Raw genomic sequence first — 26,500 nt, 5'->3', positions numbered from 1 at the left:
GCAACGGTGATGCCAGAACTCAACGTCTGTTCTTTTGAAGCAACCCCGGCGTTTGTTTGAGTCAACCAATCCGGAGAACTGCCTCTCCCTGCGGATTCGCTTCCGTAAAAACCCCTGCTCCGCTCAATCCGTCAGCCATTCTCGGCGACGACGTTCTAGTTTTGCTTCGACAATTCTGACCGATGCTCTCGCCTCGTCGAAAGCATCGGTCTTTGATCTTCCAGTCCAGCGGAGCAAGAATGCGGGCACACAAATCACTCTTTCACACCCTCTTCGCCAGCCCATCCAAACGAAGCCACCAGATCCGACTGGCACCGGGCCTTGCCGAGGTCCTCGAAGCCCGGGATCTGCTCTCTTCGACGGCGACGCTTTCGCACGGAGTTCTGAACATCACCGGGGATAATGACGCTGATCATGTCAACGTATCCCAGAAGAACGGCTCCATCGTTGTCACAGATCACATGACGAACCAGCAGAGCACGTTCCGGGCATCGAGCGTCTCGAAGATTCTGTTCCAGGGAAACGGTGGCGATGACGTTTTCTCCAACGACACGTCCAAACGGTCGGAAGCGCATGGGGGCGATGGAAACGATGAACTCCGCGGCGGATCGGATAACGATCTGTTTTATGGCGGAAGCGGTCACGATCGTCTCTACGGCTACGGCGGGCATGATCGTCTCGAAGGCGGCGATGGCAACGACCTGATCGACGGCGGAATCGCCGGCTTCCATAAGCTGAGCGATTACTTCACGCTACAGGTCCTGAAGGGAGGAAACGGCGATGACGTCATCCATAGCAACGCCATCTTAGATGCCGTCACACCAGGAGCCGGGGCCGATCTCCTGTTCGCCGACTCGTACTCCGTCCTCACAACGAAGCTCAAAAGTTCGGAGATGGAGACACTGGTCGGCGATGATGTGATCGCCCGCGAGTCGACCACGGCACTCTACGTGCGGCATGCGGGAGACACGCTCGATCTGATTGGCAGCTCCGGCATTATGAGCCTGAAAGCCTCCGAAGGTTGGACTCTTACCGGGAAGAAATATCAGGGGCACGGCGTCATCAGCATCGTCTCGCCTCGCGGCGGCGAGTTGCCGATCAGCGTTTCCGGAATGGAAGTCGACACCCTCATTCAGGGACAGGAACGCCTCACATTCACCTTCGCCGGACACAAATTCACATACACCACAAAGGGGAACCCGAACGCTCTCCGTCGGATCGCTACCGCGACAATTACTATGCCCTCCCTCTCTGGGCTGCCGTCAAATCTGATCGATCTGGCCCGCGACATGGGAATCTCTCTGCCTAGCGGATCTGATCCCGTTCAGTTCGCCATCAAGTCGGGAGCTGAGATCCGGAAGACGCACAGCAGCCTGCCTCTCGAAAGTGGCAAGCCATACCTCGTCCTGGAGATCGATCGCGGCAGCCATGTGAGCGTCGGCGGGATCACCGGCGGTGACAATGGTCAGGGTGTGACCATCGTCATGGAGCCGGGCGATGAGACGGTCTTCGTCAAATTCCCTGGAGAGAATGGTGAGACGTTCACCGTCGGAGCCTCACGCCTCGGCCGTATCCTATATACGCCTGCTGCACAGCCAGACAACTTCAGGGGCACACTTTCCGGTCACCTCTTTGCAGCCGTCGATGGGATCACGATCAAGCAGCTCGGCGTCACCGCCAGTGGATCGATCACGCTCGACCTGACTGAGGGAACCGATGTCTCGCCCGACTTCTCAACCGCTCTCTGGAACGCGGTGCTGATCGAGAAAGTTCTCGATCGCGACTTCTCCGATTTGAACATCGGCATCAACGGGCGACTCAACTTCAATGAGGGAATCGACCAGTACGTCAAAATCAACGGCCTCCCGTTGTCTGTGAATCTGCCGCTGGCGTCCGGTTCGATCATCTATAAAGGAGCAGCGGAGACTTTGTACTTCCGTGCCCAGACGGAGAATCCATTCTCCGGCACGGTTCTCAGCCACGTCCCCTTTGTTCGCGGAACCCAGGGAGACATCGATGGCGTGATTCGCCGGTTGACGTCCAGCCCGTCGGTGAACATCACCGGACTCGTCCACAACTCCATCTCGAAAACGCAGTTCGTCCTCACGAACTCGACGCTCGAGATTCGCAGCAACGTCAAAGTGCTGGGAACCGGCGTGACGATGTTCGCCCATGCCGACTTCGCCACGCAGACGGTGTCTGCCACCGGCGACTTCACCATCAAAGCTCCAGCGGGATTGTTTGGCTTCAAGCCCTCGGCGTCGGTCGCCGTGCGGGGAACGTCCAGCCTGTCCGCCGATTCACTGAGCGCAACGGTGAGTGCCCGGGCCATGGGAGTACACCTTGGTACGATTCATACGTCCCTGTCGGACATCGATTCAGCCGTAACCGACCTGCTGAAAAATATCGCAAGCCATAATATTCTCTTCAACACACTCGGCGACATCGCCCATTCCGCCATCAAGGGGATCGGCTATGTCGACTCGATCGGCTCGAAGGCCCTCGACTATGCGTGGGCGAATGCCACAAACATCGCGACGGGACGTTTCGTGGTCCGCTTCGGGAAAGACGGTGTGAACGAGGTCCTCCAAGCTCCGGCTGAAGTGCAGGACGTCGCCGAATGGCTTTCGGGCAAGGCGGGCGAGAATCTCAAGAAGGGTCTCTACTTCGCCTCCAATGCCGGTAAGCTCGGCTGGGCGGCGACCAAAGATGCCGCCGACAAAGCCGTGGGGCTCGCCGAAGATGTCGCCGGCGAGATCACATCGCTCGGCGGACTGCTTTAATCAGTCGTTGCTCGCAGCAAGTTTGGTCCGGACCTGTTCGAGTCCTTCAAGATTTTCCTGCAGCGACTCCCGGGCATCGAGTTCGGAGCGGTGATCGAGGATTCCAATGGGACCGTCGTAGCCGGCTTCGACAACAACACGGATCATTTCAAACTCGTGCTGTCCCTTGCCGATTCCCAGAATTTTGGGATCGGCTCCCGGGTTCATGCCATTGAGGTTCAAACAGAGCAGCCAGGGCTGCAGAACTTCGAATGAGGACTTCCAGTCGTTGATCTGCTCGTGTCCGTGATGGAAGTTGTAAACGATCCCCACATGATCCTGTTCAAGTTCGTGCAATCGCTGACAGACGGCGACGAGATTCTCCGGCTTCCCACCCCAGCCGCCATGGTTGTAGAGACCAAGCTTGCAGTGCAGCTCGGCCGTCCGTTTCGCCAGCGGTAGAAGTCCCTGCGCCGCCTTCTCAACCTTTTCAGGCTGGCTTCCCTCGCCGGGGTCTCGCAACGTCTGCCAGATCTGCGGATGAAGGTCGTACTGCTCAAAGAGGCGAAATGCTTCGTCGTGAACGGACCAGAAGGCGAAAAACTCGATCCCCTGTTTCTGATAGGCCTTAATCTCCTGCTCGAAGGTCGGAACGTGATCAGCTCGCCAGTCGTAAGCACAGCGAGTCAGCCCAAGTTCTTTCAGCATCTTCGCCCGCTCGACTGGTCCCCGCTGAGTTGCATCAAAGGGAACGATACACCACGCGACCAGATTGTCCTTCCGCAGAACATCGACCGGCTCCGCAGCGGGAAGCACTGCAGGAACGAACACGATGATTGCGATGGCCATTCCCCAGACAGAACGTTTCATTCCTGATCTCCGTTGCTCGTGTGTCGTCTTCGGAACTACTTTTTCGGTCCAAGTGGCGGCCTGGGCTGATTCTTTTGAAGCTTCTTCTGCAGATTGGGCAGCTTCGTAGCCGGTCTCCTCGGAGCACGGCGTTCATTCTTTCCCATCATTCGATCCTCCTGAACAGATTCTAACGAGTCCGCGAGCAGAGTTAACCGACAGGCTCGTAAACACTACACTCTTCCCCGGCAGTCGCCATCTCGCTCCTTTGCGCATCTCTGGAAGAAGCCCGGCCATGAAGAGTCTGTTGTTCTCCTGTCTGTTCTGTAGTCTACTGGCGTGCAGCGCCAGCTTGACCGCTGCCCAGGAACTTCTCTACCCAATCGATGTCGCGGTTTCGAAGGACAGCACCGTCTACATCGCCGATCTCAGACTGCCGGGCCTCTGGAAGTATTCGGAGGGCAAACTCTCCGTCGTCTTCCAGGCCGAGAATAAACTGAAAAGCCCCCTGTCTGCCGTCCGCTGCGTAGCCGTCGATGATGAAGGACGCCTCTTCGCCGGCGATTCCGCCACGCGCGAGATTTATCGCATCGACGGGCCAGAGTCACTCTCGCCACTGACGAACGGAAGAATCGGTGTGCCAATCGACCTCGTGATCAGAGGCGACGACCTCTATGCTTCCGATCTTGAATACCGACAGATTGTTCGTGTGCCTGCCCAAGGCGGAGAGCCTGAAACTCTCGCGAAGAATCTCATCGCCCGCGGCCTGGCACCCGCTGATGACGAGACGCTGTTCTTTCTCGGCAACACCGAACAACCGCTCGGACGCCTGAACGCTGCTGGAGAAGTGACACTTCTTGTCGAAGGTCAACCGTTCCAGTTCGCCCACCAGCTGGCGGTGCTCGACAGCGCACTCTACGTGACCGACAACTACGCCGCGACAATCTGGAAATGCGGTACCGAAGCGGGCGGCACCCCCGAAGCGTTCGTCTCCGGCGATCCTCTGGTGCGGCCAGTCGGCATCTGCACCAATGGCGAAAAGCTCTTCGTCGCCGATCCGCGCGCCCAGGATGTCTTCGTCATTTCACCTGACGGAACCATTCAGTCTCTGACTGCCGGTTCGTCGGCCGAGTAATGCAGGATTTCTGACCAGAATCTTCGTTGCGGGAAAACGCGATTCTGCATTACGTCCTTCCTCTGAGTCGCCGGAGTCGTGCTCTCGGTTAAGGGATTGATTGGGTTGTCCCGCGTCGGGAATGGCTCGCTGGTGCGGCCGTAGATCGTATTCAGATCGGCGTCTTTATCGTAGCCGACATTATGCAGCATGAAATCGCGCTTCCACCCGACGGGGAGCGGTTCTGCTGGAGCCGCGAAGATCACCGTCATTTCGTCCCCTGCCCCCATCACTACGGAGACATCGTCTTCACGTCGCACCAACTCGGCGACATCTCCGTACGTTGTGAAAGGTCCGGACATCGCCGGCCAGAGCGAAGTGGTAATGACGTCCTGGTAGTCGAACCGCTCGGGTCCATTCCCCGGATGCCGGATCATTCGGGAAGAGCCTCGATAGTGGAGATCTGCCGAGAGCAGCTCCAGCGACTGCAACTGGAGCGATTCTTCATCTCCGGCTTCACCGGTCGTAAAGAAGATGTGATCCCAGTAAACCTCCATGCTGGTGACAATCCGCACTTTGGAGGATGAGCTCTGAAAAGCGTCTGTCAGATCGACCACGATGGTTTTCGTTTTTCCTCCTGGGAATCCCATGCTCGGGTTGGTCGTCACCCATTCGCCGGTTTCATTCTGAACCTGCAGAAACGGAGGCCGCCCGGAAGGAGCAGCGGGATTCTGGCTGAGTGCCACATTGATCGACGTGTCTGACGGATAGACCCAGCCAGTCAGATACAACTTGATCGGCTGGTCGTGAGCCACGTCCCCGAGATCAAGTTCCAGGAAGTGCTCGTTCGTGACGCCCTGATAGTGCTTGAAATCGAACAGCTTCGTGTAGATGTCGTCGCGAGCCGCAATTTGGGAAAGCACGTCTCGCCCTTGAGAGTCGACGGCCGCTTTCACGTGATGCGGCGTCCGCACGGTGTGGACTTTGAACTCGGGAATCTCACTCGAAGCGACTTTCTCGTTCGAGTAGACCGTGATGTCTGCGGGATGATCGACGGCGATGAGCTCAACCTGATCGAAGTAAGCGGCTTCCCACAACTCTTCCGTAATCTGCAAGCGGTACCGGCCGTTCACGTCTTTCAACCGGTCGCCTTCGATCAGCAGATACTCCCAGGGCCGCGTTGGAGCGAGCACACCTTCGGCGAACTGTAATCCCACCGGAGCGGCCCAGAGAAGATCGGTATAGAACTCGAATTCTGTTCCATTCCAAGTGTAGAGATACGGGCACGAACCCTTCAGCTTAAGCTCTTCGCAAAGCACGCTGTTGCGTTGAGGCTCGATGACATTCTGCGGAATTCCATTAGTCCAGACGACGCGCAGCACGTCCGCATCCTGCAGATCCCCGAGGCCGAAATGACTGGTCGGACGGCTCGCCACCTGAGCCTGGTACACGGTTCCGGCCTTCAACTCCAGCAAACTTCCCCAACCGTACTGGTTCACCCGGCCAGAGGCAGCGGCCTGTTCTCCTTTCACCTGCTGACCGAGCAGTGTGATCTTCAGATAACCGTTCTTATTTCCGTGCAGGTTATCGTGCCAGGAGACGGCATCGTTTGCCCATGTCACCAGATCCAGATCGCCATCGAGGTCGACATCCTCGATGAGCATTTCCTGAGGCATCGATCCGTTCTTCAAGAGAGTCTTCTCACCGGTGAACTCGACATTGCCCGTACGGCGCAGGAACTCCAACATCTCCGAATCGTTCGCCAGGACGGAGAGATCCTGCCAGCCGTCGTTGTCGGCATCCCAAAGCTCAAACTGGTCTGCAGCCTGTCCTGTTCTGACTGCGGCTTTCATCGCCACGCGGCCCGGCATCGCGTACTCGCTGAGAGAGATCATGATTTCTCCATTCGAAGCAACGAGCAAATCCCAGTGGGCGTCGGCATTCAGTTCGGCCACCGCCACATCGGTGAATCGGGGTTCGCCTTCGATTCCGAGATCCAGGGGGCGCCATCGCAGTTCGCCATGGCGGAGGTTCTCGAGGTAGCCAATCCGATCGGCCGAAATCACCACGGCGTCGAGATCGACATCACGATCAAGATCGACCGCGATTGCATTCGTCCACTCGGCTCCCTCCGGGAATGCGGAACGGCTCGAGATATCCTGAAAGTTGAACTGCTGGTAGTTCGCCAAGAGTCGCAGTTCCTCTCCGGTCCCGACGAGAAGATCGAGATCGCCATCGAGATCGAAGTCGCCGGGCGTGACAAATTCGACCTCCCTGGAAATCGGCAACACGTGGGTGACCAGTTCTCCGGATTCGCGGATCTGATTCTCCAGAACTCCCGCGCCACCGGAGCCGAAAAGAATCACGTCGAGATCGGCCATTCCGCACGGAGCTCCTTCGACCGTGGGAGTGTCTGCGGCGTCGGCATCCTGATCGAGATCAGCCAGGAGGAAGCGGCTGTATCCTTCGGCAACACCTTCTTCGAAAAGCACGGTCCACTCTTCGCCGCTCTTCTGAAAGACCACGAACGTTCCCGCAGCCAGCACGATCAGCTCATGGCGACCGTTCAGATTCATGTCCGCGACTTCGCAATGAAGAATCTCTCCGCTCAGTTCCGGCAGCTCGAATCGGCGCGGCGTGAACTCCAGCTGGAGCGGCGATTCTGTGCGGAGATGGGCATGGAGCGCAGCCGCGAAATCATCGGGCATGGCGGTACTCACGAATTCCAGCGTATTCGGAACGAGCACGGCTCGGTCACTCTGAGCAATATCCTCCGGCCTGAGCACGTTGGTCAGTAGTCGCGAGTTCCTCGTCACCAGAGCCCAATCTTCCTCCCGTGCCGCGTTCTCCGTTTCCGTCAGCGTCTGCACCACATCCACACGGGACCGCTGCTGCATGGCGGGTGCGAACGGAGCAAGGACGGCCTGCAACTGCTGAACAACTTCGACGACGCGGGAATCCTTCGCCAGGCTCAGCTCGGTCAGAAACTCCGACAACGCCCAAACGTTCTCAGGAGCCGCCTCACAACAGCGGGCCAGAGCGGCAATCGCTTCGGCATCGCTTCCAGAGGGAACCTGTTTGAGGGCGAGATAGAGTTCGTACCACATTGCCGGGGACTCGGGAGCCTGCTCCGCCGCGGTTCGGGCTGCCTTCACGAACGTCTCTCGATCTCCTTCGAGGCGCGCAATTCGACTGCGAAGCACGGCGATCTCGGCTCCGTCCATGCCTTTGGATGCCTCGCTCTCCAGAACCGAGTCTGCTTTCTCGAAGAGTTCCTGAAATGGTTGCGGATCGGCTTCTGCGTTCTCCAGTTCCAACGCCAGAGCTATTGCAACGAGAAGGTTCTGCCGCGCAAAGGATTCCTGTCCCGGAGCGCGGTCCAGCAGCTCTTCGAGAATCGGGATCGACTCTCGTGGCGTCTGGTTCTCCATCAACGCCAGGCTTCGATTCCTGTGGGTCGCGACTTCTTCCGTACTCAGCGGAGCGGACGGTTCCCCGGGAGCATGGCCGTCCTGGCGGCCGCGGAGAAACAGGAGCAGTGCGATGATCAGGGCGATCAGAATCAGAGCGACGGGGACGAGCGTTTTCTGCATTTCGGTCGAACGATACTTCCGGCGAATTGTGTTTAATTTCTATGAGACAGAGGCCCCCTGAAAAAAGAGAGTGGGCCAGGCTGAAAGGTAGACGATTCGTGGCCAAACAGCCAGAATGTGAACAGATCCCGGTCTCTTCCTCCGGATGCCATTCACAACTCGATGAGATTTTCGCAGCTCCAGATCAACAGGTGCTTTGAGTGAGATACAGCCCGGTCATCAGTAGCAGACTGCGTCCCATCTATTTCGCGATCGGTCTTCTCACGTTATTTCTGATCGCAAATTCCGCTTATCTCTGGACGGTCACGTCGGTGGAGTACTGGACCGGGGAGGCGCTGCAGTCGTGGTTCTACTATGTCATGTTCCTGCTGCACATCGTGGTCGGCGTAGTCTTCGCCGCTGCGATGGCGGTATTCATCGCGTGGCATTATCGACTTTCGTTCCGCTTTCCGAATCCCGCGGCCCGGCAACTCGGTCTGGGCCTCGGAGCCGTTCTCGCCGTTTTGACGGTAACGGGCATTCTGCTCGTGCGACTGGTCGGGATTGCCGAATTGAATCACCCACAGGCGAGACAGATCACGTACTGGGTTCACGTTGTCATGCCATTCGTGGCGGTCTGGATCTTCTGGCTGCATCGCGTTGCCGGACGACCGATCAACTGGAGAAAGGCGGGGCAGTTCTGGGGAGCGACCGCGGCGGTCTTCGCCGCTTTCCTGGGAGCCCATCAGGTCAAATCGCCCCAGCCGAAATCGGTCCAGCTCGCCGCCACCCGAGTGAATCTGGAAGAAGCGGAGCGGCAGTTCGGTCCTTCCCTGGCGAAGTCGGCAACCGGGGACCACATCGCTCCCGAAGTGCTGATGAACGACAAGTTCTGCGTGGAATGCCACCCGGATGTGCACGCTCGCTGGTCCGACAGCGTCCATAAATTCAGTTCGTTCAATAACCCCGCTTACCTCGCCTCGATCTCGGAAACGAAGGATGTTCTGATCGCTCGTGACGGTCACGCTCAAGCGATGAACTGGTGTGCCGGCTGTCACGATCCGGTGCCGCTGTTCTCCGGTCGATTGGCCGATCCCGCGTTCGATATGGCCCACGATGAAACCGGCCAGGCGGGAATCACCTGCACGGTGTGTCATGCCATCAGTCATATCGATTCGACCGAAGGAAACGGCGACTATACGCTCCACGAGCCCGAGCAGTACCCCTTCACCGACAGCAGTTTCGCGACGCTCCGCTGGATCAGCCGACAGTTGATTAAAGCCAAGCCGGCGCTTCACAAGCAGACGTATCTCAAGCCGTTCCATAAGACGGCCGAGTTCTGCTCGACCTGCCATAAGGTCTCGCTGCCCAAAGAGCTGAACAACTACAAGGATTTCCTCCGCGGGCAAAACCACTACGACAGCTATCTGCTGAGCGGCGTTTCCGGACACGGGTCGCGCAGTTTCTACTATCCGCCGTTTGCACAGAAGAACTGCAACGGCTGCCACATGCCGTCCCAGACATCAAACGATGTCGCTGCCCGTCAGCTTGAGCCGGATGGACCGCTGGCCGTTCACGATCATCTCTTCCCGGCGGCGAATACCGCGATCGCCTGGTTGCGGAACGATGAGAAAACAATCCAGGCCCATCAGGACTTTCTGAAAGAAACCGTGCGTGTCGACCTGTTCGGCCTTCGGGAAGGTCATCAGGTCGACGGAACGTTGCACGCCCCCCTGCGTCCCAAGATTCCGGTTGTGGTTCCGGGTGAAGATTATCTCCTCGAAGTGGTCGTTCGCACGCTCACGCTGGGACACCATCTGACGCAGGGCACGACCGACTCGAACGAACTCTGGCTGGAAATCGAGGTCCAGCACGAGAACGAAGTGATCGTCCACAGCGGTGCAATCTCCGAGGATGGCCAGGTCGATCCGGAATCGCATTTCATCAACGCATTCGTGATCGATCGCCACGGCAATCGCATTGCCCGACGGAACACGCAGGATATCTTCGTGAAGGTCTACGATCACCAGATTCCGCCCGGAGCGGGCCAGTCGGTGCACTACGCGTTAACGGTCCCGACGGAACTCACGGGTGACCTTCAGATTCGGGCGCGTGTGCTTTATCGGAAGTTCGATTCGGAATACATGGAGTTCGTCGCTGATCACGCCCGTAAGCTGGGACAACCTTTGCGAGGAGATGATGGCGAAGGGCCGTATCGTAATCCACTGCCAATTACTGTGATGGCGGAAGATTCACTCACGCTCCCGCTCGGCTCCGAGGAAGAAGCGGCCGAGGCTGATCCGCGAGAGGTTCCCTCGCCCTACCCGCTGTGGCAGCGCTGGAACGACTATGGCATCGGGGGGTTCCTCAAAGGAAAGGCCGAACTCCGACAGGCCGAACAGGCGTTTCTGGAAGTCGAGAAGCTCGGCTACACCGATGGACCCGTCAATCTGGCGCGTGTGTATTACCGTGAGGGGCGTCTCGACGAAGCGGGCGAAGCGCTCCAGCGGGCTATCGCTCAAAGCAGCGAACAGTCGAAGCCGAATCCGTGGACGGTGAACTATCTGGCCGGGATCATCAGCCAGGAACAGGGAGAACTCGACGAAGCCGAGGCGGCTTTCCGTTCCGTGCTCGAGGACGTCACCCAGGAGACACAGCGGCGCGGCTTCGACTTCTCCCGCGATTATCTGGTCCGAGCGGACCTGGGCTCGGTCCTCTTCGACCAGTCTCGACGGGCGAAATCGCGGGGAGATGCACAGAACGCTCAGGCAGCCCTCGAACAGGCCCGGGATGAGTTTCTGAAAGTTCTGAAAGAAGACTCGGAACATCTGCAGGCTCATTACAATCTGTCCCTGATTTATCGGGCTCTTGATGAGAACGAGCTCAGCGAGCACCATCAGCAATTGCATCAGCGATACCTGCCCGACTACAACGCCGAAGATCGAGCGGTCCGCCTTGCCCGCGAGAAGTACCCGCTGGCCGATCTGGCCGCCGATCCGGTCACCATTTATCCGCTCCGCGCTCCCGCCGAATCTGATTGACATCCTCTTCATGAATAGACCAACTCCTCTTCGTCAGGCGTTCGGCTGGTCAGCCGTCGGCCTGCTCGTTCTCGCGTCCGTGGCGATTCTCGCCGTCGCCGGCGCGTATCTCTTTCGCTCTCAACCCACCGTGGTCGAACAAACGATTCGGACCGCGGCAACGCGAGAACGAAGCGATGTCGAGTTGCCACGCATCCCGTTGAATGAGATCTCCCGGACGGCCGGCATCGACTTCCGTCATGTGAGTGGAGCGACCGGCGACAAGCTTCTTCCCGAAACGATGGGAGGCGGGGGCGGTTTCTTCGATTTCGACAACGACGGAGATCAGGACCTGCTGCTCGTCAACTCGAGTTACTGGCCGGGTGAAGAAACGGACTCGGCTCCTGTCACATCGGCTCTTTATCGAAACGACGGAACCGGACAGTTCACCGATATCTCGGCCGGTTCAGGACTGGAGGTCACAACCTACGGCATGGGCTGCGCCTTTGGCGATTACGATGGCGACGGTTTGACCGATGTCTACCTCACGTCGGTCGGTTCAAACTTCCTGTTCAGGAATCTGGGCAATGGCAACTTTGAAGACGTCACCGCATCGGCTGGTGTTGCCGGGGATGAAGACGACTGGAGCACGAGTTGCGGCTGGTTTGACTACGACCAGGACGGCGACCTGGACCTGTTCGTCTGCAACTACGTCGTCTGGTCTCGAGAATATGACGTGTCCCAGAGCTTCAAACTGGTCGGCAACGAACGAGCCTACGGAAGGCCGCAGTCGTTCAGTGGAACGTTCCCGCTCTTCTTCCAGAATCAGGGAGACGGCAGCTTCCGCGAGATCGCCGAAGAGGCGGGGCTTCATGTCCGAAATCCGTCGACGGGAGAACCGGTGGCGAAGTCGCTCGGCGTGACCTTCTTCGACTTCGACGACGATCATGATCTCGATATTATTGTCGCCAACGATACCGTGCCGAACTTCCTGTTCGAGAACCGGTTCCCTGAACCGTTCCGCGAGATCGGAATGTCGACGGGTGTGGCATTTGATATCGACGGGAACGCGCGGGGAGCGATGGGTGTCGACATCGCCGCGATCCGCAATTCAGAAGCCACAGCCATCGCCATCGGCAACTTCTCGAACGAGATGACAGCCTTCTACGTGTCTCCGGAAGGCGATCTGTTCTTTACCGATGAAGCGGTTTCGAACGGACTGGGGCCGCAGACACGACTTTCGCTCACCTTCGGCGTCGCGTTTTTGGATCTCGATCTGGATGGCCGTCTCGATCTGCTCACTGCGAACGGGCATCTGGAGAACGAAATTAACCGCGTTCTGCCCAGCCAGCATTACGAGCAGGAACCGCAGCTCTTTTGGAACGCGGGACAGCAGGGAGTCACCGAGTATCTGCTGTTGACCCAGGAGGAGTTGGGAGATGAGTTCTTTCACCCCATCGTCGGCCGCGGCTGCATGTATGCCGACATCGACACCGATGGCGATATCGACTTTCTCCTCACGAACCTGAACGGCCAGCCGGAACTGTTTCGCAACGAGCAGAATGTCGGGCATCACTGGTTGCGGGTTCGCCTCCGGGGCAGCAACTCGGCCCGGGAAGCGATCGGAGCCCGTGTCGAGATCAAAAGCAATGGCCGGATTCAGGAGCGAACCGTGATGCCAACACGAGGGTATCTGACGCAGTCGGAACTTCCCCTGACCTTTGGAACCGGCGAAACAACGACGATCGAACGGCTGACGGTGCAATGGCCATCGGGCAAGATAACGGAACTGGCCGACGTCGCTGTCGATCGGCAACTGGAAATCTCAGAGCCGGCTGAATAGAGCATTTTCATGCTTCGCCCGCAGTCGCCTCGGCGCCAATTCCCTGCCATGCTGAGTCTGCTCCAGCCAGGCGCTTCGATTCGCGGAGGGTGCAAAAAAAATCCGGACTCGCTCGCAGATCGAGCGGTCCGGATTCTGTGATTGGGGACTCGTTCGCAGAGTCTGAAGTCTACGAACTAATCTCTCGCTTACGGGAACGACACGGTTTCACCACTGCCTCGAGTTCCGAGGGCGTGGTAGCTTCCCATGTCGATGTTGTCCGAGATGAAGTGGACCGAACCATCGGCAAACAGGTGCTGAGCCCCGCCGGTATGACGGCTGCGAGCAGCGAACAAGCCATGGCTGTCCATCCAGCCACAACCGGTGCATTCCTGTCCGTTGGGTGTCTTGAAGTTCGGCGGCACCAGCGTGTTGAACAGACCATGGCCGGACTGACACAACGCCCACAGACGCGCGGTATGATGGTGCGTGTTCGTCGGCGTTGCAGCATAAGCTGCATCGATCGCGGCCGCGTAAGCTCTCACGGAAGCTTCACCGGGATTCTCGCGGGTACCGCCGGTCCAGGCCACGCCGCGGACGACGCTGCTGTGAACATCGTAGGATCCGCGTCCGACGCAAATTTCACCCATCATAATCGTGTTCGACGTTCCATCGAGCACGTCGCGGAACTTGATCCGGCTGTACCGGTAGAACATGCCCACGCCGTTATTGGTCGTTGTCCAGTCGAACGTCGGACCGCGCGACAGAGCGTAATTGTTACCGGGCCAGGGCTTTCCGTACCAGGTTCCCGGAGGATCGACATCCGATGGACAGCGAAATCCAGCCACCCGCTGGGTGGTGTTGGCGGAGTTGATCGCCTCGGTGGGACCGTCGCCGATGATTCCGTAGTCGAAATTGCAGTTGTCGTAGAGGGCTCCCTGATCCATGTAAGGCAGGATCATGGCCAGACCGCTCCAGCCACGCCAGGTGTGGAGCGAACCATCCAGCATACGGCCGTCCATATGCCCGTATGGCAGAACGCTGTGGGTGTCGTGATAGTTGTGCATCGCCACGCCGAGCTGCTTCAGGTTGTTCTTGCACGACGTTCGGCGAGCGGCTTCACGTGCCTGCTGAACCGCTGGCAGCAGCAGTGCTACCAGAATGGCGATGATCGCGATGACAACGAGGAGTTCAATCAGAGTGAACGCCAGTCGCATCGATCGATCGAGTGGTTTTACCATCGAAGCTTCCTTGAATCTGTAGAATGGGTAAAAGGGTGAAGGTGAATACTCATTATATAATCGCGTTTGCATGGGTTGCAAGTTGATCTGCATCCACAAGATACAGGAAATATCGGTCAATCGGTCGTCTCACTTGCGTCTCGATATCAACGCCTCCTTCCCTGGCTTGAAGCTGCTGATTCCGGCTACCTCGGCGAGAAGACGACCGGTCAAGGGTTCGTGAAGCGATTGCAGCAATGGCCTTTAGTTCTCCGAAGCGATTTTGCTGAAACAACCTGCAATCTCGCAGCTCGTTGGCAGTCCGGTGAAAATTGGTCTACAGCTTGTCAGCCATCTGTCTGGCGGTCGATTTGACCTGACTCTCGCTGTTGGCCGCTTCCAGTTGCGCCAGCAGCGTCGTCAGTTCATCCGCCAGCGCCGGGTCGGACGCTCTCAGCCGTTCGATACTCTCTCCCATTCCCGCCATGCCACTGCCCTTGACGCCGCTCTCGGCCATTTCCTCAAGTCGGGCTTTCAGATCCGCTTTATCCGTCGTCACATTCAACTCAGCAGCAGTTTTGCCGGCATTCTCCGGCGGCGGATCTCCGCTACACCCCGATGCCACAGCAACAATCAATGCAAGAATAGCGAAGGAGCCCCACAAGCGTTTCATCATGTTCTCCGAGTTCGGAACGCGAATCAGTTGCAGAAAATGTATTTTCTTCACTGTCAGGAAATCCAGACGATACGAAACGAAAACAGGGCGACTCGATCATGCTCGAGTTCGCCCTGTTGGGATTCGCTTAAGTGAAGGTCAAATTCCTAGAATTCACCAATCACTTCCCCATCGCTGATATGTCCGAGATTCTGCCAGGTCGTGAAGTCGATGTTCTCGCTGATAAAGCGAATCGCACCATCGCCCAGCAGCACCTGAACTCCGCCCTGATGGCGGCTGCGGGCTGTCCAGACACCTCGGCTGTCGTACCAGCCACAGCCACCACATTCGTGACAGTCCGGATTGGGTGAGTTCGGCGTGTTCAAGGTATTGAACACAGTCTGTCCTCCAATTCCGTTGGCCCACTCACGTCGGGTATGAGAGTGGTGGTTGGTCGACCCTGACAGACACTGTGTGCCGTACGCATCCAGTTGAGCACGCGTGGCGTTGACGTTCGGGAACCCGCCGGGAAACGCCTGTGCCCGCACCAGGTCCTGATCGTGATTGAACGCTCCGGTGTTGTCCCCATGGAGTGCTTCGGAGGCAGCGATCACATTGGACGATCCGTCCAGAATGTCTCGGAACTTGATCGTGTTCTCGTTCTGGAACATCCCGACGGAGTCAGCAATACTTCGCTGCCAGAACAGGGAGGGCCCCCCACTGACGACATAGTTCACACCGGGCTCTGCTCCCGGGTAAGGAACGTCGGACGGGCACTGGAATGTGGTCACCTTGGTGTTGTTCAAGGCATCATTGGGTGCCATATCGTAGCGAAGATCGAAGTCGAACTGATCGTACAGGGGTCCCTGGTCCATGAACGGCAAAAGCATCGCATGCACGCTGAACCCACGCCAGGCGTAAGTTCCAGTTCCACTGTCGTGAATTGAGCCGAAGGCAGCCTGCGGGAACACACTGTGGGTGTCGTGGTAATTGTGCAGAGCCAGCCCGAACTGTTTCAGGTTGTTCTTGCACGAACTCCGACGAGCGGCTTCTCGAGCCTGCTGAACGGCCGGCAGCAGCAGTGCTACCAGAATGGCGATGATCGCGATGACGACGAGAAGTTCAATCAGCGTGAACGCCAGACGCATCGGTCGGTCGAGTGGTCTTACCATCGAGTGTTCCCTTGTTTCGTAAAATGGTTAGATAAATAAAGACGGGCCTGCAATCATATCATCGTATTGACATGCGTTGCAAGTTGAATCGCAGTGCGAACATAAGGAAATATCAGATAATACTCTGACAGGAACGTTTGTATCTGAACTGTCGGCAGAACTGCGAATTCGCTCTCCTTGTTCCCAACTGTCGATTGTGCTATCAACGAATAAGCAGCTGATGGTCGGAAATCGACGACACGCCTCCAGACTCCATATCGATAAGCCTTTTCGCAGGCATTACTTACGAAAATGAAACGTCGCCTGCTCAGAATCGGACTCCTCGTCGCCACGCTGGTGGTGATCGGGGTTGTGAGTTGGGGCCCCTGGTGTCTGCAGCAGGCTCGAGAGTCAATTCGGATGCACGATCTGGTGGCGGCGGAGAGCTGGTTGCAGCGGAGCAGCGTCATCCCGTGGACGTCTGCGGAGCGAACCTTCCTCAGAGCTCGCATTGCCCGGAAGCTGGGGAAAAATCGTGAATTTGGGCGATATATCGAAGCCGCCAGGCTTCAGGGAATTGACGAAGAACGGCTCGATCTCGAACGCATGCTCCAGCGAGCCCAACTCGGCGATCTGGAGCCGCTCGACGAACAGTTTCCTCAGTTACTGCAGCGCGGAGAAGACCTGTCCGCTATCTGTGAGGCGTACGTTCTCGGGCTGATGATGCAGTTTCGGATCGACCAGGCGATTCAGGTCATCGAACTCTGGAAAGCCGACTTTCCCGACGATCCCCAGCCCCACTTTCTGGAAGGTCGACTTCTGGAGTACCAGACCTATCTGGACGGAGCGTCGATCGCTCTGAAACGGGCAGTCGATCGGGCCCCTCACCACGTGCCCGCCCTGGTTGGCCTGGCCCGCGTGGAAGCCGACCAGCAAAACTACGAAGCTGCGATCGGCTGGTACCAGCAGGCAGCCGGGCTGATGGAGGAACCGCAGCCGGCTCTCGTTGGCATGGCTCGCTGTTACCGGGACCAGGGGGAACTGGCAGAAGCCAGAAAAGTTCTCGAACGGGCGTTAGCCCGACCAAAAGACGATCTCGTTGACGCCTATCGATTCGTGGGAGCTCGCGGGGAAACCGCCCTGTCTCAGGCTCCCATCGAGATGGCGAAGCTCGAACTGGCCGAGAATCATCCCGAGGACGCCCTCGCCTGGTTCGAACAGGCGCTGGTGGCGGATCCCCGGGACTGGAAGACTCGATTCCTCTACGGTCAAACCCTGCAGCGAACCGGAAAGGTGGATCAGGCCGCCGGACATCTTGCTCAAGCCGAAGCCGCTCGAAATGCGTTCGAACGGGGAGACGTATTGATCGACGCCGTCCGGGAAGATCCTTCGAATGTCGAGGCCCGTTATGAGATGGGGCTGATCCTGATGGAACACATGTCGGAGAACAACGGACTGGTCTGGTTGAAAAGCGTATTGCAGTACGATCCGCATCACGTCAAGACGCACCAGAAGTTGGCCGAGTACTTCACGACGCATATGGGTGAGAATTCCGAGTATGCCCGTCTGGCGGCTTTTCACGCTGAACAGGCACGACAGGGAGAAGCGAAATGAGAGTAGGGACGCCGAGGAGTTTCTGGATGCTGCGGGGATGCCTGCTGGTCCTTGCGTTAGCCGGTTGTTCCGGAAATGAATCAAATCCGGTCGAAACTGCGGATGAACCGACACCTGGCCCCGTCCGCCCTTCCCCAATTCAGTTCACGCAGTCCGCAGCCCTGGCAGACGCTGATGTTCGCTATCAGAACAGTGTCGAGACGGGACACGATTCCATTCTGGAGTCGCTGGGCGGGGGCGTGGGCATCTGCGATTTCGATCTCGATGGTCACCTCGATCTCTGCTTCCCCGGCGGAGGAGTGCTCAAAGACCGAACCGTTTCCGGACTTCCGAGCCGCCTGCTTCAACAGCGTGGAGAGGATCAGTTCGTCGATATCAGTGTCGCGGCGTTGATCGACAAGCCGCTCCACTACTCGCACGGATGTTCCGTTGCCGACTTCAACGCGGATGGATTTCCCGACATGCTGATCACCGGCTACGGCGGCCTGACGTTGTGGGTGAATATGGGTGATGGAACCTTCATTAATGGGACCGAAGAAGCCGGTCTCGACGACACGTCGTGGAGCACGAGTGCCGCCTGGACCGATTTCAATGGAGACGGTGCCCTCGATCTGTACGTGACTCATTACGTCGACTGGTCCTTCGACAACGATCCGGAATGCAACGGTCCGAGCGGGGTGCGTGATGTCTGCCCGCCGCGTCGATTCGAAGGACTCGATGACATCCTTTACCTCTCCAACGGCGATGGCACCTTTCGCGACGGAACATCTTCGGCCAATCTGGTGTCTTCCGGTAAAGGGCTGGGCGTCGTCTCGGCCGACTTGGATATCGATGGCGACATGGACTGTTATGTTGCCAACGATACGACGCCCAACTTCTTCTATGTGAACGATGGCAATGGCACGTTCCGCGAAGAAGGTCTCGCCAGTGGACTGGCTCTGGACGACATGGGAACGCCGAACGGCAGCATGGGGCTGGCGATTCTCGACTACGATGGCGACGGTCGTCCTGACATCGGCGTAAGCAACTATGAGCGGGAACTGTTTGCCCTCTATCAGAATCTCGGGTCAGCAACGTTTCAGCATACTTCGCGGATGACGGGGCTGAATCGCATCGGCAACCTGTTCGTCGGATTTGGCTGCGTGACTGGAGACTTCGACGCCGACGGCGACGAAGAGATCACCGTCGCCAACGGCCATGTTGTTCATCGTCCGTTGAATGCCCCCGTGCGGCAAAAGCCGCTGATGCTCGTCAACGAGGGGGCAGGAGTCTTCGAGCGAATCGAACCGGAGCGACTCGGCGGCTACTTTAACGAGAATTCTCTGGGGCGGGGACTGGCCACCGGCGATATCGACCGAGATGGCCTGCTCGATCTTGTCTTCGTAAATACAAACGACCCTGCCGTGCTGCTCCATAATCGCAGCCAGGCGACCAATGAAACGGGCCAGACTCGGGGACTTCATCTGCAGCTGTCCGGGACCATTGCTCCCAGAGATGCGATTGGTACGTGGGCCGAGTTGGAGACTGACGCCGGAGTTCAGGTGCGGCATCTCTGCGGCGGAGGCAGTTATCTTTCGACGAACGAAATCGCCCTGCACTGGCACTGGAAAGCGGACGTCGTCCCGAAGGAACTTCGCGTGCACTGGCCGGGAGGAACGGTTTCGACGATCCCGTGGAGTTCGCTCGAACAGGGCGAGCAAGCGATTGTGAGTTGCCTGATTGTCGAGTCGACAACGCCAGATGAAACTCCGCAACTGCATTTCCGGAATCAGTCCTCATCGGCACAGTGATCACAGCCGGTCAGCATCTCGCGACCTTCCCGCAGCACGAGCACAGCGATCACGATCGCGGCAACCGGATCAAGCCACCACAATCCCCACAGGTAGTTCGCCGTCAGCCCGATCAGGAGCGCGACGGTCAGCGACGTGCAGGCAAGTGTTTCCTTCGCATCCGCAATCAGACTTCGGCTGTTAATTCGCTTGCCGAGTCGGTATTTGAGCAGATAAAGGATCGGCATAATAATCAGCGAAGCGACCGCCAGAATCAGTCCGATTCCACTCGACTCCGGCGAGGACTGCTGCCAGAGCGCGAGCCCGGCATCGATACAGACATAGGTGCCGAGGATGAGGAAGGTGATGCCGACTAGTTGCTCGGCGCGTCGTTCGATCCGTTCCACTTCCGGATTCAGCGCATCGACTCCATGCCGACCGAATCGCCAGAGGATGACACCGCCGGAAAGGGATTCGATGAAGCTGTCGAGCCCGAATCCCCACAGCGCGGTACTGCCCGATAGTGAAGAAGCCAGAATCGCGATTCCGCCTTCCGCGATATTATAGATGACCGTAAAAGCCGCGAGGGCAAGGGCCTTCTTTCGATCGGAAATCTGCATGGCTGGTTCAGTTCCTTCCAGATATGTCGCGCCAGGTGTGCCGAACGATCGACGCATGCGGACATATCCGACATTCGATCCGCTTTACGGTTGCCTCAATGCCATCACGATGGGAGTCCGGGCGGCCTGAATGGCCGGGACGATCCCCGCGAGGACGCCCACTCCGGCAGACACCATCAAGCCGGCGGCTGCCAGTTGGATCGACGGCCGAAATGCTATCGTGACACCTTCCGCACCAATCGCAAGCCCTCCCCAGCCGAGAATCGCCAGCGCGACCGCGGTTCCCAGAATCCCGCCCGCAAAACAGAGCAGCAGACTTTCAGCGATCACAATCCGGAACACACGAGCCGGTCGCACACCCAGCGTCTGCAGCACGGCGTGCTCCTTGATGCGATCCTGAACCGCCATCACCGTCGTGGTGGCCACGAGAGCCAGTACGAGACCGACGCAGGCATAGCCGAGGTAATGGGCGAAGCCAATCAGGTCTACGAGATCGGACAGGGTACTCGTCTGAAAGGCCCCCTTGCGGCGTGTCGTCGTGGCGACTGGTCCGGCTCGCAGGGCTTCATCGATCGCGGAGGCGACTTCATCCGGATCGGCGTTTTCGGTTAAATGCACTTCGTGCTGCGTCACCAGACCAGCCGAATCGAGCCCCCGTGTGTACTGGAGAAACTCCAGTCCGGTGTAAATGAGATTCTCTTCCGCGGGAACGGGAGAAGAGAAGACGCCTGCTACCTGAACATCGAGATCGCCGATCGAGAACTGGTCTCCCTTCTTCAGATTCCTGCGAGTTGCGACATTCCGGCCGACGATCGCGGCGTCGCGTCGGCTCTCAAATTCGCTCCAGTTGCCGGAGTTGAGTTCAAGCTTGCGAGCCGTCTGGAGCTGTTTCGGGGGAGCGCCGTTGAACACGACAATATCGAGGCTGGCCCGGCAGTTGTTGGTCCACACCTGCACCGGCATCACATCTCTCACGCCGGGGATCTCCGCGATCCGACGTGCATAGTCTTCCGGCAGACGGCTGCTTGTCGGACAGAAACGGTTCTCCTGAAAGACGATCAGCGTTCGCTGCGCATCTTCATCAGAGGTCAACCGCTCCAGCCCTTCCTGCACCGACCCTACGAAGCAGAAGACGAACATGGCGACGGCTGCCCCGCTGACGGTCAGCATGGTCCGCGCCCGATGCCGCCAGATCCCTTTTATCACATACGAGCTCAGACGAAACATCACTCCCCCCTCACCAGTTGGGCCGGCTGCCCGGGATTGGTTCCATTCGAATGCGTGATCTCGACAATCTTTCCCTCATCGAGAATCATCTGTCTCGAAGCAATCGTCGCGGCCTCACTGTCGTGCGTCACCATCACGAGCGTGATATCAAGTTCTTCGTTCAGTCGCTGCAGTAGAGTCTGAATCTGATCGCTGGTCTTCGTGTCCAGACTTCCGGTTGGTTCATCGGCCACCACAACTTTGGGATGAGCCACGATGGCTCGGGCAATACCAACGCGCTGTTCCTGCCCCCCGGACATCTGCCGCGGGTAGTGATCGGCCCGATCGCTCAGTCCGACGGCTTCGAGGGCGATTTCAACCCGGCGGCGCCGCTCGGCTGCAGTCAACGGCAGTAACAGAATCGGCAGCTCGACGTTTTCATAAGCGGTTAACACCGGAATCAGGTTGTGCGTCTGAAAGATGTAACCGAGGTTGGCGGCACGCCAGTCGGCGAGTTTGCTGCGGGACAGCTTCGTCACTTCCACGCCATCAACGGTGATCGTCCCCTCGTCCGGTTGGTCGATACCGCTGATCAGATTGAGCAGCGTACTTTTTCCAGTCCCGCTGGGGCCCATCAGCGAGACAAAGTCGCCCTGCTGGATGTCGAGATCGACCTCGATGAGCGGCGAGATGACTTCATCCCCTTTGCTGAACGACTTCGACAGATTTCGGATTTCCACAAGTGCCATTTGTTTGCTCCTGATGTGCGTTTCCTGCCCCGGACTCAGTTTCCCGAGGAGGCTTCACCGATGATCTCAACGGCAGTGCCCGCTTCGAGCCCCTGCCGTCCGGTCGCGATGACTTTTGACGTGGGATCCAGTCCGGAAGCAACTTCCACCAGTTCTTCCGTGCCGGCTTTACCGAGCGTGACGGGCTGCAGCACTGCCGTTCCCTCCGCCGTGACGATCCAGACTGAAGTTCCCTGTTCGGCCGTCGTGACCAGATCTCGCGGAATTAACAGCCGCTCGGCTTCCTGAACTTCGTCGAGCTGAGACTCCGGGGTCGGCGGCGCCAGAAACGTGGCGGTGACCAGCATCTCCGGACGAATGGTCGCGGGGGGATCTTCGACTTCAACCTTCACTTCCAGTGTGTTCTTCTGGATGTTTGCGGTGGATGTCGGCAGCAGCACGCGGCCTTTGATTGGCTCTGAAGAGGATGCCGTTTCGATTTCAACCGGCTGCCCCGGCTGCACCAGAGGGACATCTTCGAGTCGCACATCGGCGCGCACCTGCAGCCGTGCTGGATCGTACATCGTGACGACCGTGCTTGAACTCAAGGCTCCAGAGGACTCCAGGCCCATCACGCGCGAGCCCGGACTCGTCACGAGAGTGAGCACGCGGCCCGCGATCGGAGCCCGCACGATGGTTCGGTCAACATTCAACTGGGCCATTTCGACCGCCAGCTCAGCTTCCGCCACGCGACTTTCAGCAACCTGCCGCTTTGCATGTGCGTCCTTCAACTGTCGTGATTCTTCAATCAGGAGTTCCAATTGCGAGTTGAACGCAGTCACCTTCTCCTCGAGGGTCGACACTTCTTTTTCCAGATACGGCTTCCGCTCCCGCAACTCGGTGAGCTGAGCCTCGGCGTCGGTGAATTCTGACAACGCCTGTTGAATCAGCCGGCCGGCGATAGCGCCTTCAGCGGCCTGTTTGCCTTCGTAATTCTGTTCCGCATACACTGCCCGCGCTTCGGCAGCCTTGATTAGATGAGGCAGCCTCGCCAGATTGGTCCTTGCCTGGGCCAGTGACGACTCGGCGTCGGCCAGAGTCGCTTGAAGATGCACGGGAAATTCCACACGCAGTTCAGCGGCATCGACTTCCGCCTTCGCACTCTCCAGTTCCGCCTTACGAAGTTGCAGGGTGTTCTGTGCCTGTCGCAACGCAAGTCGGGCATCGATATTGATCAGGCGAGCCACCGGTTCGTCTATCTCGACGGGCTGACCTTCCACCACCAGTAGTTCCTCAACCACGCCTTCGGTCAACGCGGCAACGCTGATCGGCGTCGGACGGGGTTCCACCCAGCCTGCGGCCTGAAACAGCGGCGTACCCTGTTGCTGAATCTCCGCGCGACGGACAAGAACCGGCACCACCGAGACTTCGTGGCGGGGCAGCAGTTGATCGCTGACCGCAGCGGCGAGCAATCCGAGGAATCCCAGGACGATGCCGCCGGGAATCAGATACCGTGTCAGCAGCGGCTTCCGCCGCACCTTCGGCTCTGTCGTCGCCTTACTGGGGCGATCGATCGCAAGCTCACGAAGATCAAGTTGAGGTCGGGTTGCGGATGTCATGATTGAATTCCAACGAGTAGGGAAGGAGAAGCCGCCCGCTGATCCGGGCGACTTCCTCAACCGAAGTTCATTTACTCCTTGACGTAAATCTGGTCGGCAAGAACGGACAGGTTCCCATCGCCGTCGCGCTGAGCTGTCCCTTTCACGACCACCATGTTGAGTTCCTTGACGCCGAGTAGTTCCCGGGCGTCTTGAGAAACCGGTTGTCCCTGCTCGTTAACGACCTTCACCGTCGCGATGTTGGTCTTCACCTGATTCTGCTCGCAGCAGTAATCCCAGGGTGTGGGACAGCCTTCCTCATCAGCACAATAAGGCACTTTCGGGTCGACAATCGTGAACGCGGCGAGGCCGTCGATGAACGGCTTGGCCGATCCGCCGATCCGTCCCATTAAAACGACTTCTTCCTTGTCTCCACTCGCCTCACGAGCTTCGCCGACGGGCAAGGCTCCAACTGGTTCCGTATTGGTCAGGTAGGGCGTATCGGGGATCCCCGTTGATGCACTCGGAGCCGCCTGTTGATCAGCACAGCCAACGAGCAGCAGAGCTGACAGAGCAGCAACACCGAACAGAGCGAACAATTCCTTTTTCATGGTCTTCCTTTCAATCCTTCTTGAGAGATCTCCCTGCGGAGATCGTAAGTACAACGTTACGTTCAAATGGCTTTGAGACTTTCTGCGACGGGCAATCGCAACGCCTTGATGGCGGGAGGTAACGCGCCCAGAACTCCAAGAAGCAGTCCCACTCCGCAGCCGACAAGGAGACAGATGCCGTCGACCCGCAACGCGAATGCTCCCATCGTAAAACGGACTGCCAGCCCATTCAGAAAGAGCAACGCGATCGCAGCTGCCAGAAGCGAACCGGCTGCCGCCATTAGCGCTCCTTCCTGCAGAATGCTGACCAGAATGGCACGGCGACGATATCCGACCGCCTGGAGTGTGGCGATCTCCCGGATTCTTCCGGCAATGGCTCCGTACATCATGTTGAGTCCGGCAAAGACGCCGGCACCGGAAACGAGCAGCACCACCAACCAGGCGAGAATTCGCATCGGCTTGTAGTGCTGCTGTAACGAGGCGTAGTACTCAACTTCGCCGACGGCCTGCAGCTCGAGATCGGTTCGTTCTTTGCAGAACAGCGAGACGGTCGCGGCTGACGACTCAGGCGTCAGTGCGATTGCGACGACGCTGAGATCCTGTCGCTTCAACACCTGTTGAAAATCGGGGAGACGACACCAGATCTCTGATTCATAAGCCGCCCCCCCAGCGGAAAAGCGACCGCTGATTGTCCACGATTTCTTCTCGATCGTGATCTGCTGACCAATCGCCAGATCTTCCGGCGAGCAGCCGAGCTTGGCCGCAACGAGCTTCCCGACAAGCACTTCTCCTGGTCCGGGCCAGCTTCCTTCGACAAGTTGAACATTCCGGCGAACCAGTGGAGCGGTGTGGGTGACGCCGCGAATTAAACCGAGACCGGTTCTCTCGCTGGTCGCCGTCTGCACTCGGGTTCCGAGATAGAGCTCCGGCGAGATGTAGTCGACACCCGACCGCTGCTGAATTCCGTCCAGACTCGCTTTGAGAAGCGAAGGCGTTCTTGCGGGCACGGCGGAGTTCTCGATGTTCTCTTCAGCTCCCAGCGAATAGACGAGCACCACGGAGGGATCGCCGCTCACGGCCAGCGAGCGTTCCAGTCCACGGATGAATCCAACGACCACGAAGATCAGCAGAATTACCGTCGACAATGCTCCCAGCGTCAGCAGGGTTCGCGTTGGCCGCCGCAGCAGATTGCGGACGCCATATTCCCAGGGAAGAGCTCGTTTCCGAAACATCACGGCGTCCTACCTTTTTGGCTTTGAACGGTAGATCCCGTTGGGACTGACGAGCTTGATCGGCGTCTTCCCGATCTCGTCCATCTCAACCCACAGGTAACGGGCCGAAAGGGATTCGCCCTTCGGTGGATGGAAGGTCACGGTCTTGTCATCGACGTCGCATTCAAAACGGCCGACCTTCTCGTCATCGTCAAAGCGACGATGCACTTTCTTGACGCAACCGCCGCACATTTCATCAACGTGCACTACGGTCGGCATTGTCTTCAACATCGTCTTCGGCATCGTCTTTTCGTGGGCTTCAGTCGTGGCGGGGGTTCTTGGAACCAGACCGAAGACAAGCGCTATACCGGCGCAGCAAAGGAGGCGAATCATGGAAAGTTTCCTTGAATCGAGATCGAAAGGCGGATGCACAACAGCATCCGCTCAGAAGCAGGAAGAATCGGCCGAACCGTTTGACTGAACGCGCATCGCGAAGAAAAGCAGCATGCCAATCCCGGAACGTCGAGACGGATCGCGATACTCGCGGAAGCGCAGAATAGAGGGCAAAAGCAGAGCCCTCAGCAGATTAGATCAACAGCAGTTGATGCTGAATGCAGATGGAATATCCGCTCAACGAGCGGGCAGGCGGAAATTCGTCCCAGCTCTCGAGGGAATCGCCAGCGATCTGTTGCAAGCAGACCATCAGCTCCAGCGACGCGAGAAAGTCGATGAACTCGTCCAGGTCCAGATCGATCTCTTCCCCGCCCACGACTGCTCCGTGGCAGAGACAGTTGGGGCATGATTCTTCATCCTGCGGAGCATTGGGAGTTTCGTCAGGATTCTTCTGACCACAGCAGCTGCAGCTCTGTCGCGCTTCAGACTCTGCGGAATTCCCCTGACTGGCCATCGCCGACATGCAGCGGAACGGGCAGGCGAGAATCGAGAAAATCAAAAGTGGCAGGAGGCAGAATCTCATAC

The 26,500-nt window shown here is 58.1% G+C and carries 19 protein-coding genes; 6 read left to right on the top strand and 13 right to left on the bottom strand.

Features of this window, described 5'->3' with window-relative positions; translation table 11 throughout:
• The first annotated feature begins 239 nt into the window (after positions 1 to 239).
• Positions 240 to 2,783, top strand: coding sequence for a calcium-binding protein (locus L1A08_RS20835; protein ID WP_238758482.1), 2,544 nt, complete (start codon positions 240 to 242; stop codon positions 2,781 to 2,783).
• Here L1A08_RS20835 and L1A08_RS20830 read toward each other — a convergent pair whose 3' ends face one another.
• Positions 2,784 to 3,632 (bottom strand): hypothetical protein, encoded by an 849-nt coding sequence (locus L1A08_RS20830; protein WP_238758480.1) that lies wholly within the window; start codon positions 3,630 to 3,632, stop codon positions 2,784 to 2,786.
• 274 nt (positions 3,633 to 3,906) lie between these two features.
• Here L1A08_RS20830 and L1A08_RS20825 point away from each other — a divergent pair, with 274 nt between their 5' ends.
• On the top strand, positions 3,907 to 4,746 hold the full coding sequence (locus tag L1A08_RS20825) for a hypothetical protein (RefSeq protein WP_238758479.1): 840 nt from the start codon (positions 3,907 to 3,909) through the stop codon (positions 4,744 to 4,746).
• Here the strand turns inward: L1A08_RS20825 and L1A08_RS20820 are convergent.
• Positions 4,713 to 8,318 (bottom strand): FG-GAP-like repeat-containing protein, encoded by a 3,606-nt coding sequence (locus L1A08_RS20820; RefSeq protein ID WP_238758477.1) that lies wholly within the window; start codon positions 8,316 to 8,318, stop codon positions 4,713 to 4,715. The genes L1A08_RS20825 and L1A08_RS20820 overlap by 34 nt on opposite strands.
• A 200-nt stretch (positions 8,319 to 8,518) precedes the next feature.
• On the opposite strand from L1A08_RS20820, the gene L1A08_RS20815 reads away from it, so the two are divergent.
• Both L1A08_RS20815 and L1A08_RS20810 read left to right on the top strand, forming a co-directional pair.
• Complete coding sequence (locus L1A08_RS20815) at positions 8,519 to 11,338, top strand: tetratricopeptide repeat protein (protein ID WP_238758476.1); 2,820 nt, start codon at positions 8,519 to 8,521, stop codon at positions 11,336 to 11,338.
• A 10-nt stretch (positions 11,339 to 11,348) separates the two neighbouring features.
• Positions 11,349 to 13,160 (top strand): CRTAC1 family protein, encoded by a 1,812-nt coding sequence (locus tag L1A08_RS20810; RefSeq protein WP_238758475.1) that lies wholly within the window; start codon positions 11,349 to 11,351, stop codon positions 13,158 to 13,160.
• A gap of 188 nt (positions 13,161 to 13,348) precedes the next feature.
• Here the strand turns inward: L1A08_RS20810 and L1A08_RS20805 are convergent, their stop codons facing one another.
• The 3 genes from L1A08_RS20805 to L1A08_RS20795 form a co-directional block, all read right to left on the bottom strand.
• Positions 13,349 to 14,380, bottom strand: a complete 1,032-nt coding sequence (locus tag L1A08_RS20805; protein WP_238758473.1) for a DUF1559 domain-containing protein — start codon at positions 14,378 to 14,380, stop codon at positions 13,349 to 13,351.
• 316 nt (positions 14,381 to 14,696) lie between these two features.
• Positions 14,697 to 15,086, bottom strand: coding sequence for a hypothetical protein (locus tag L1A08_RS20800; RefSeq protein WP_238758471.1), 390 nt, complete (start codon positions 15,084 to 15,086; stop codon positions 14,697 to 14,699).
• Between the two features lie 95 nt (positions 15,087 to 15,181).
• On the bottom strand, positions 15,182 to 16,186 hold the full coding sequence (locus L1A08_RS20795) for a DUF1559 domain-containing protein (protein ID WP_238758470.1): 1,005 nt from the start codon (positions 16,184 to 16,186) through the stop codon (positions 15,182 to 15,184).
• Between the two features lie 291 nt (positions 16,187 to 16,477).
• Between L1A08_RS20795 and L1A08_RS20790 the strand changes: the two genes are divergently transcribed.
• Positions 16,478 to 17,779 (top strand): tetratricopeptide repeat protein, encoded by a 1,302-nt coding sequence (locus L1A08_RS20790; RefSeq protein WP_238758469.1) that lies wholly within the window; start codon positions 16,478 to 16,480, stop codon positions 17,777 to 17,779.
• Positions 17,780 to 17,805: 26 nt separating this feature from the next.
• Positions 17,806 to 19,569: an FG-GAP repeat domain-containing protein gene (locus L1A08_RS20785; RefSeq protein ID WP_238758468.1), complete on the top strand. Its 1,764-nt coding sequence runs from the start codon at positions 17,806 to 17,808 to the stop codon at positions 19,567 to 19,569.
• Here the strand turns inward: L1A08_RS20785 and L1A08_RS20780 are convergent.
• The 8 genes from L1A08_RS20780 to L1A08_RS20745 form a co-directional block, all read right to left on the bottom strand.
• The gene (locus L1A08_RS20780) at positions 19,548 to 20,168 is read right to left on the bottom strand and encodes a cation diffusion facilitator family transporter (protein ID WP_238758467.1); all 621 of its coding nucleotides are present in this window, start codon (positions 20,166 to 20,168) and stop codon (positions 19,548 to 19,550) included. The genes L1A08_RS20785 and L1A08_RS20780 overlap by 22 nt on opposite strands.
• 84 nt (positions 20,169 to 20,252) lie before the next feature.
• Positions 20,253 to 21,395 (bottom strand): ABC transporter permease, encoded by a 1,143-nt coding sequence (locus tag L1A08_RS20775; RefSeq protein WP_238758466.1) that lies wholly within the window; start codon positions 21,393 to 21,395, stop codon positions 20,253 to 20,255.
• Positions 21,395 to 22,123, bottom strand: a complete 729-nt coding sequence (locus L1A08_RS20770; RefSeq protein WP_238758465.1) for an ABC transporter ATP-binding protein — start codon at positions 22,121 to 22,123, stop codon at positions 21,395 to 21,397. Before L1A08_RS20770 ends, L1A08_RS20775 begins: the two co-directional genes overlap by 1 nt.
• A gap of 35 nt (positions 22,124 to 22,158) precedes the next feature.
• Positions 22,159 to 23,721: an efflux RND transporter periplasmic adaptor subunit gene (locus tag L1A08_RS20765; RefSeq protein ID WP_238758464.1), complete on the bottom strand. Its 1,563-nt coding sequence runs from the start codon at positions 23,719 to 23,721 to the stop codon at positions 22,159 to 22,161.
• A gap of 71 nt (positions 23,722 to 23,792) precedes the next feature.
• On the bottom strand, positions 23,793 to 24,311 hold the full coding sequence (locus tag L1A08_RS20760) for a hypothetical protein (protein ID WP_238758463.1): 519 nt from the start codon (positions 24,309 to 24,311) through the stop codon (positions 23,793 to 23,795).
• Positions 24,312 to 24,373: 62 nt separating this feature from the next.
• Positions 24,374 to 25,543, bottom strand: a complete 1,170-nt coding sequence (locus L1A08_RS20755; RefSeq protein WP_238758462.1) for an ABC transporter permease — start codon at positions 25,541 to 25,543, stop codon at positions 24,374 to 24,376.
• Positions 25,544 to 25,552: 9 nt separating this feature from the next.
• Positions 25,553 to 25,915 carry a hypothetical protein gene (locus L1A08_RS20750; RefSeq protein WP_238758461.1) on the bottom strand — a complete coding sequence of 121 codons (363 nt, stop codon included), beginning with the start codon at positions 25,913 to 25,915 and terminating at the stop codon, positions 25,553 to 25,555.
• Between the two features lie 193 nt (positions 25,916 to 26,108).
• Positions 26,109 to 26,498 (bottom strand): hypothetical protein, encoded by a 390-nt coding sequence (locus L1A08_RS20745; protein WP_238758460.1) that lies wholly within the window; start codon positions 26,496 to 26,498, stop codon positions 26,109 to 26,111.
• Positions 26,499 to 26,500: the final 2 nt, after the last annotated feature.

It is taken from the genome of Rubinisphaera margarita (assembly GCF_022267515.1).
GTDB lineage: Bacteria > Planctomycetota > Planctomycetia > Planctomycetales > Planctomycetaceae > Rubinisphaera > Rubinisphaera margarita.
The sequence above is the reverse complement of the archived record's forward strand: the minus strand, read 5'-3'. Positions and strand labels throughout refer to the sequence as shown.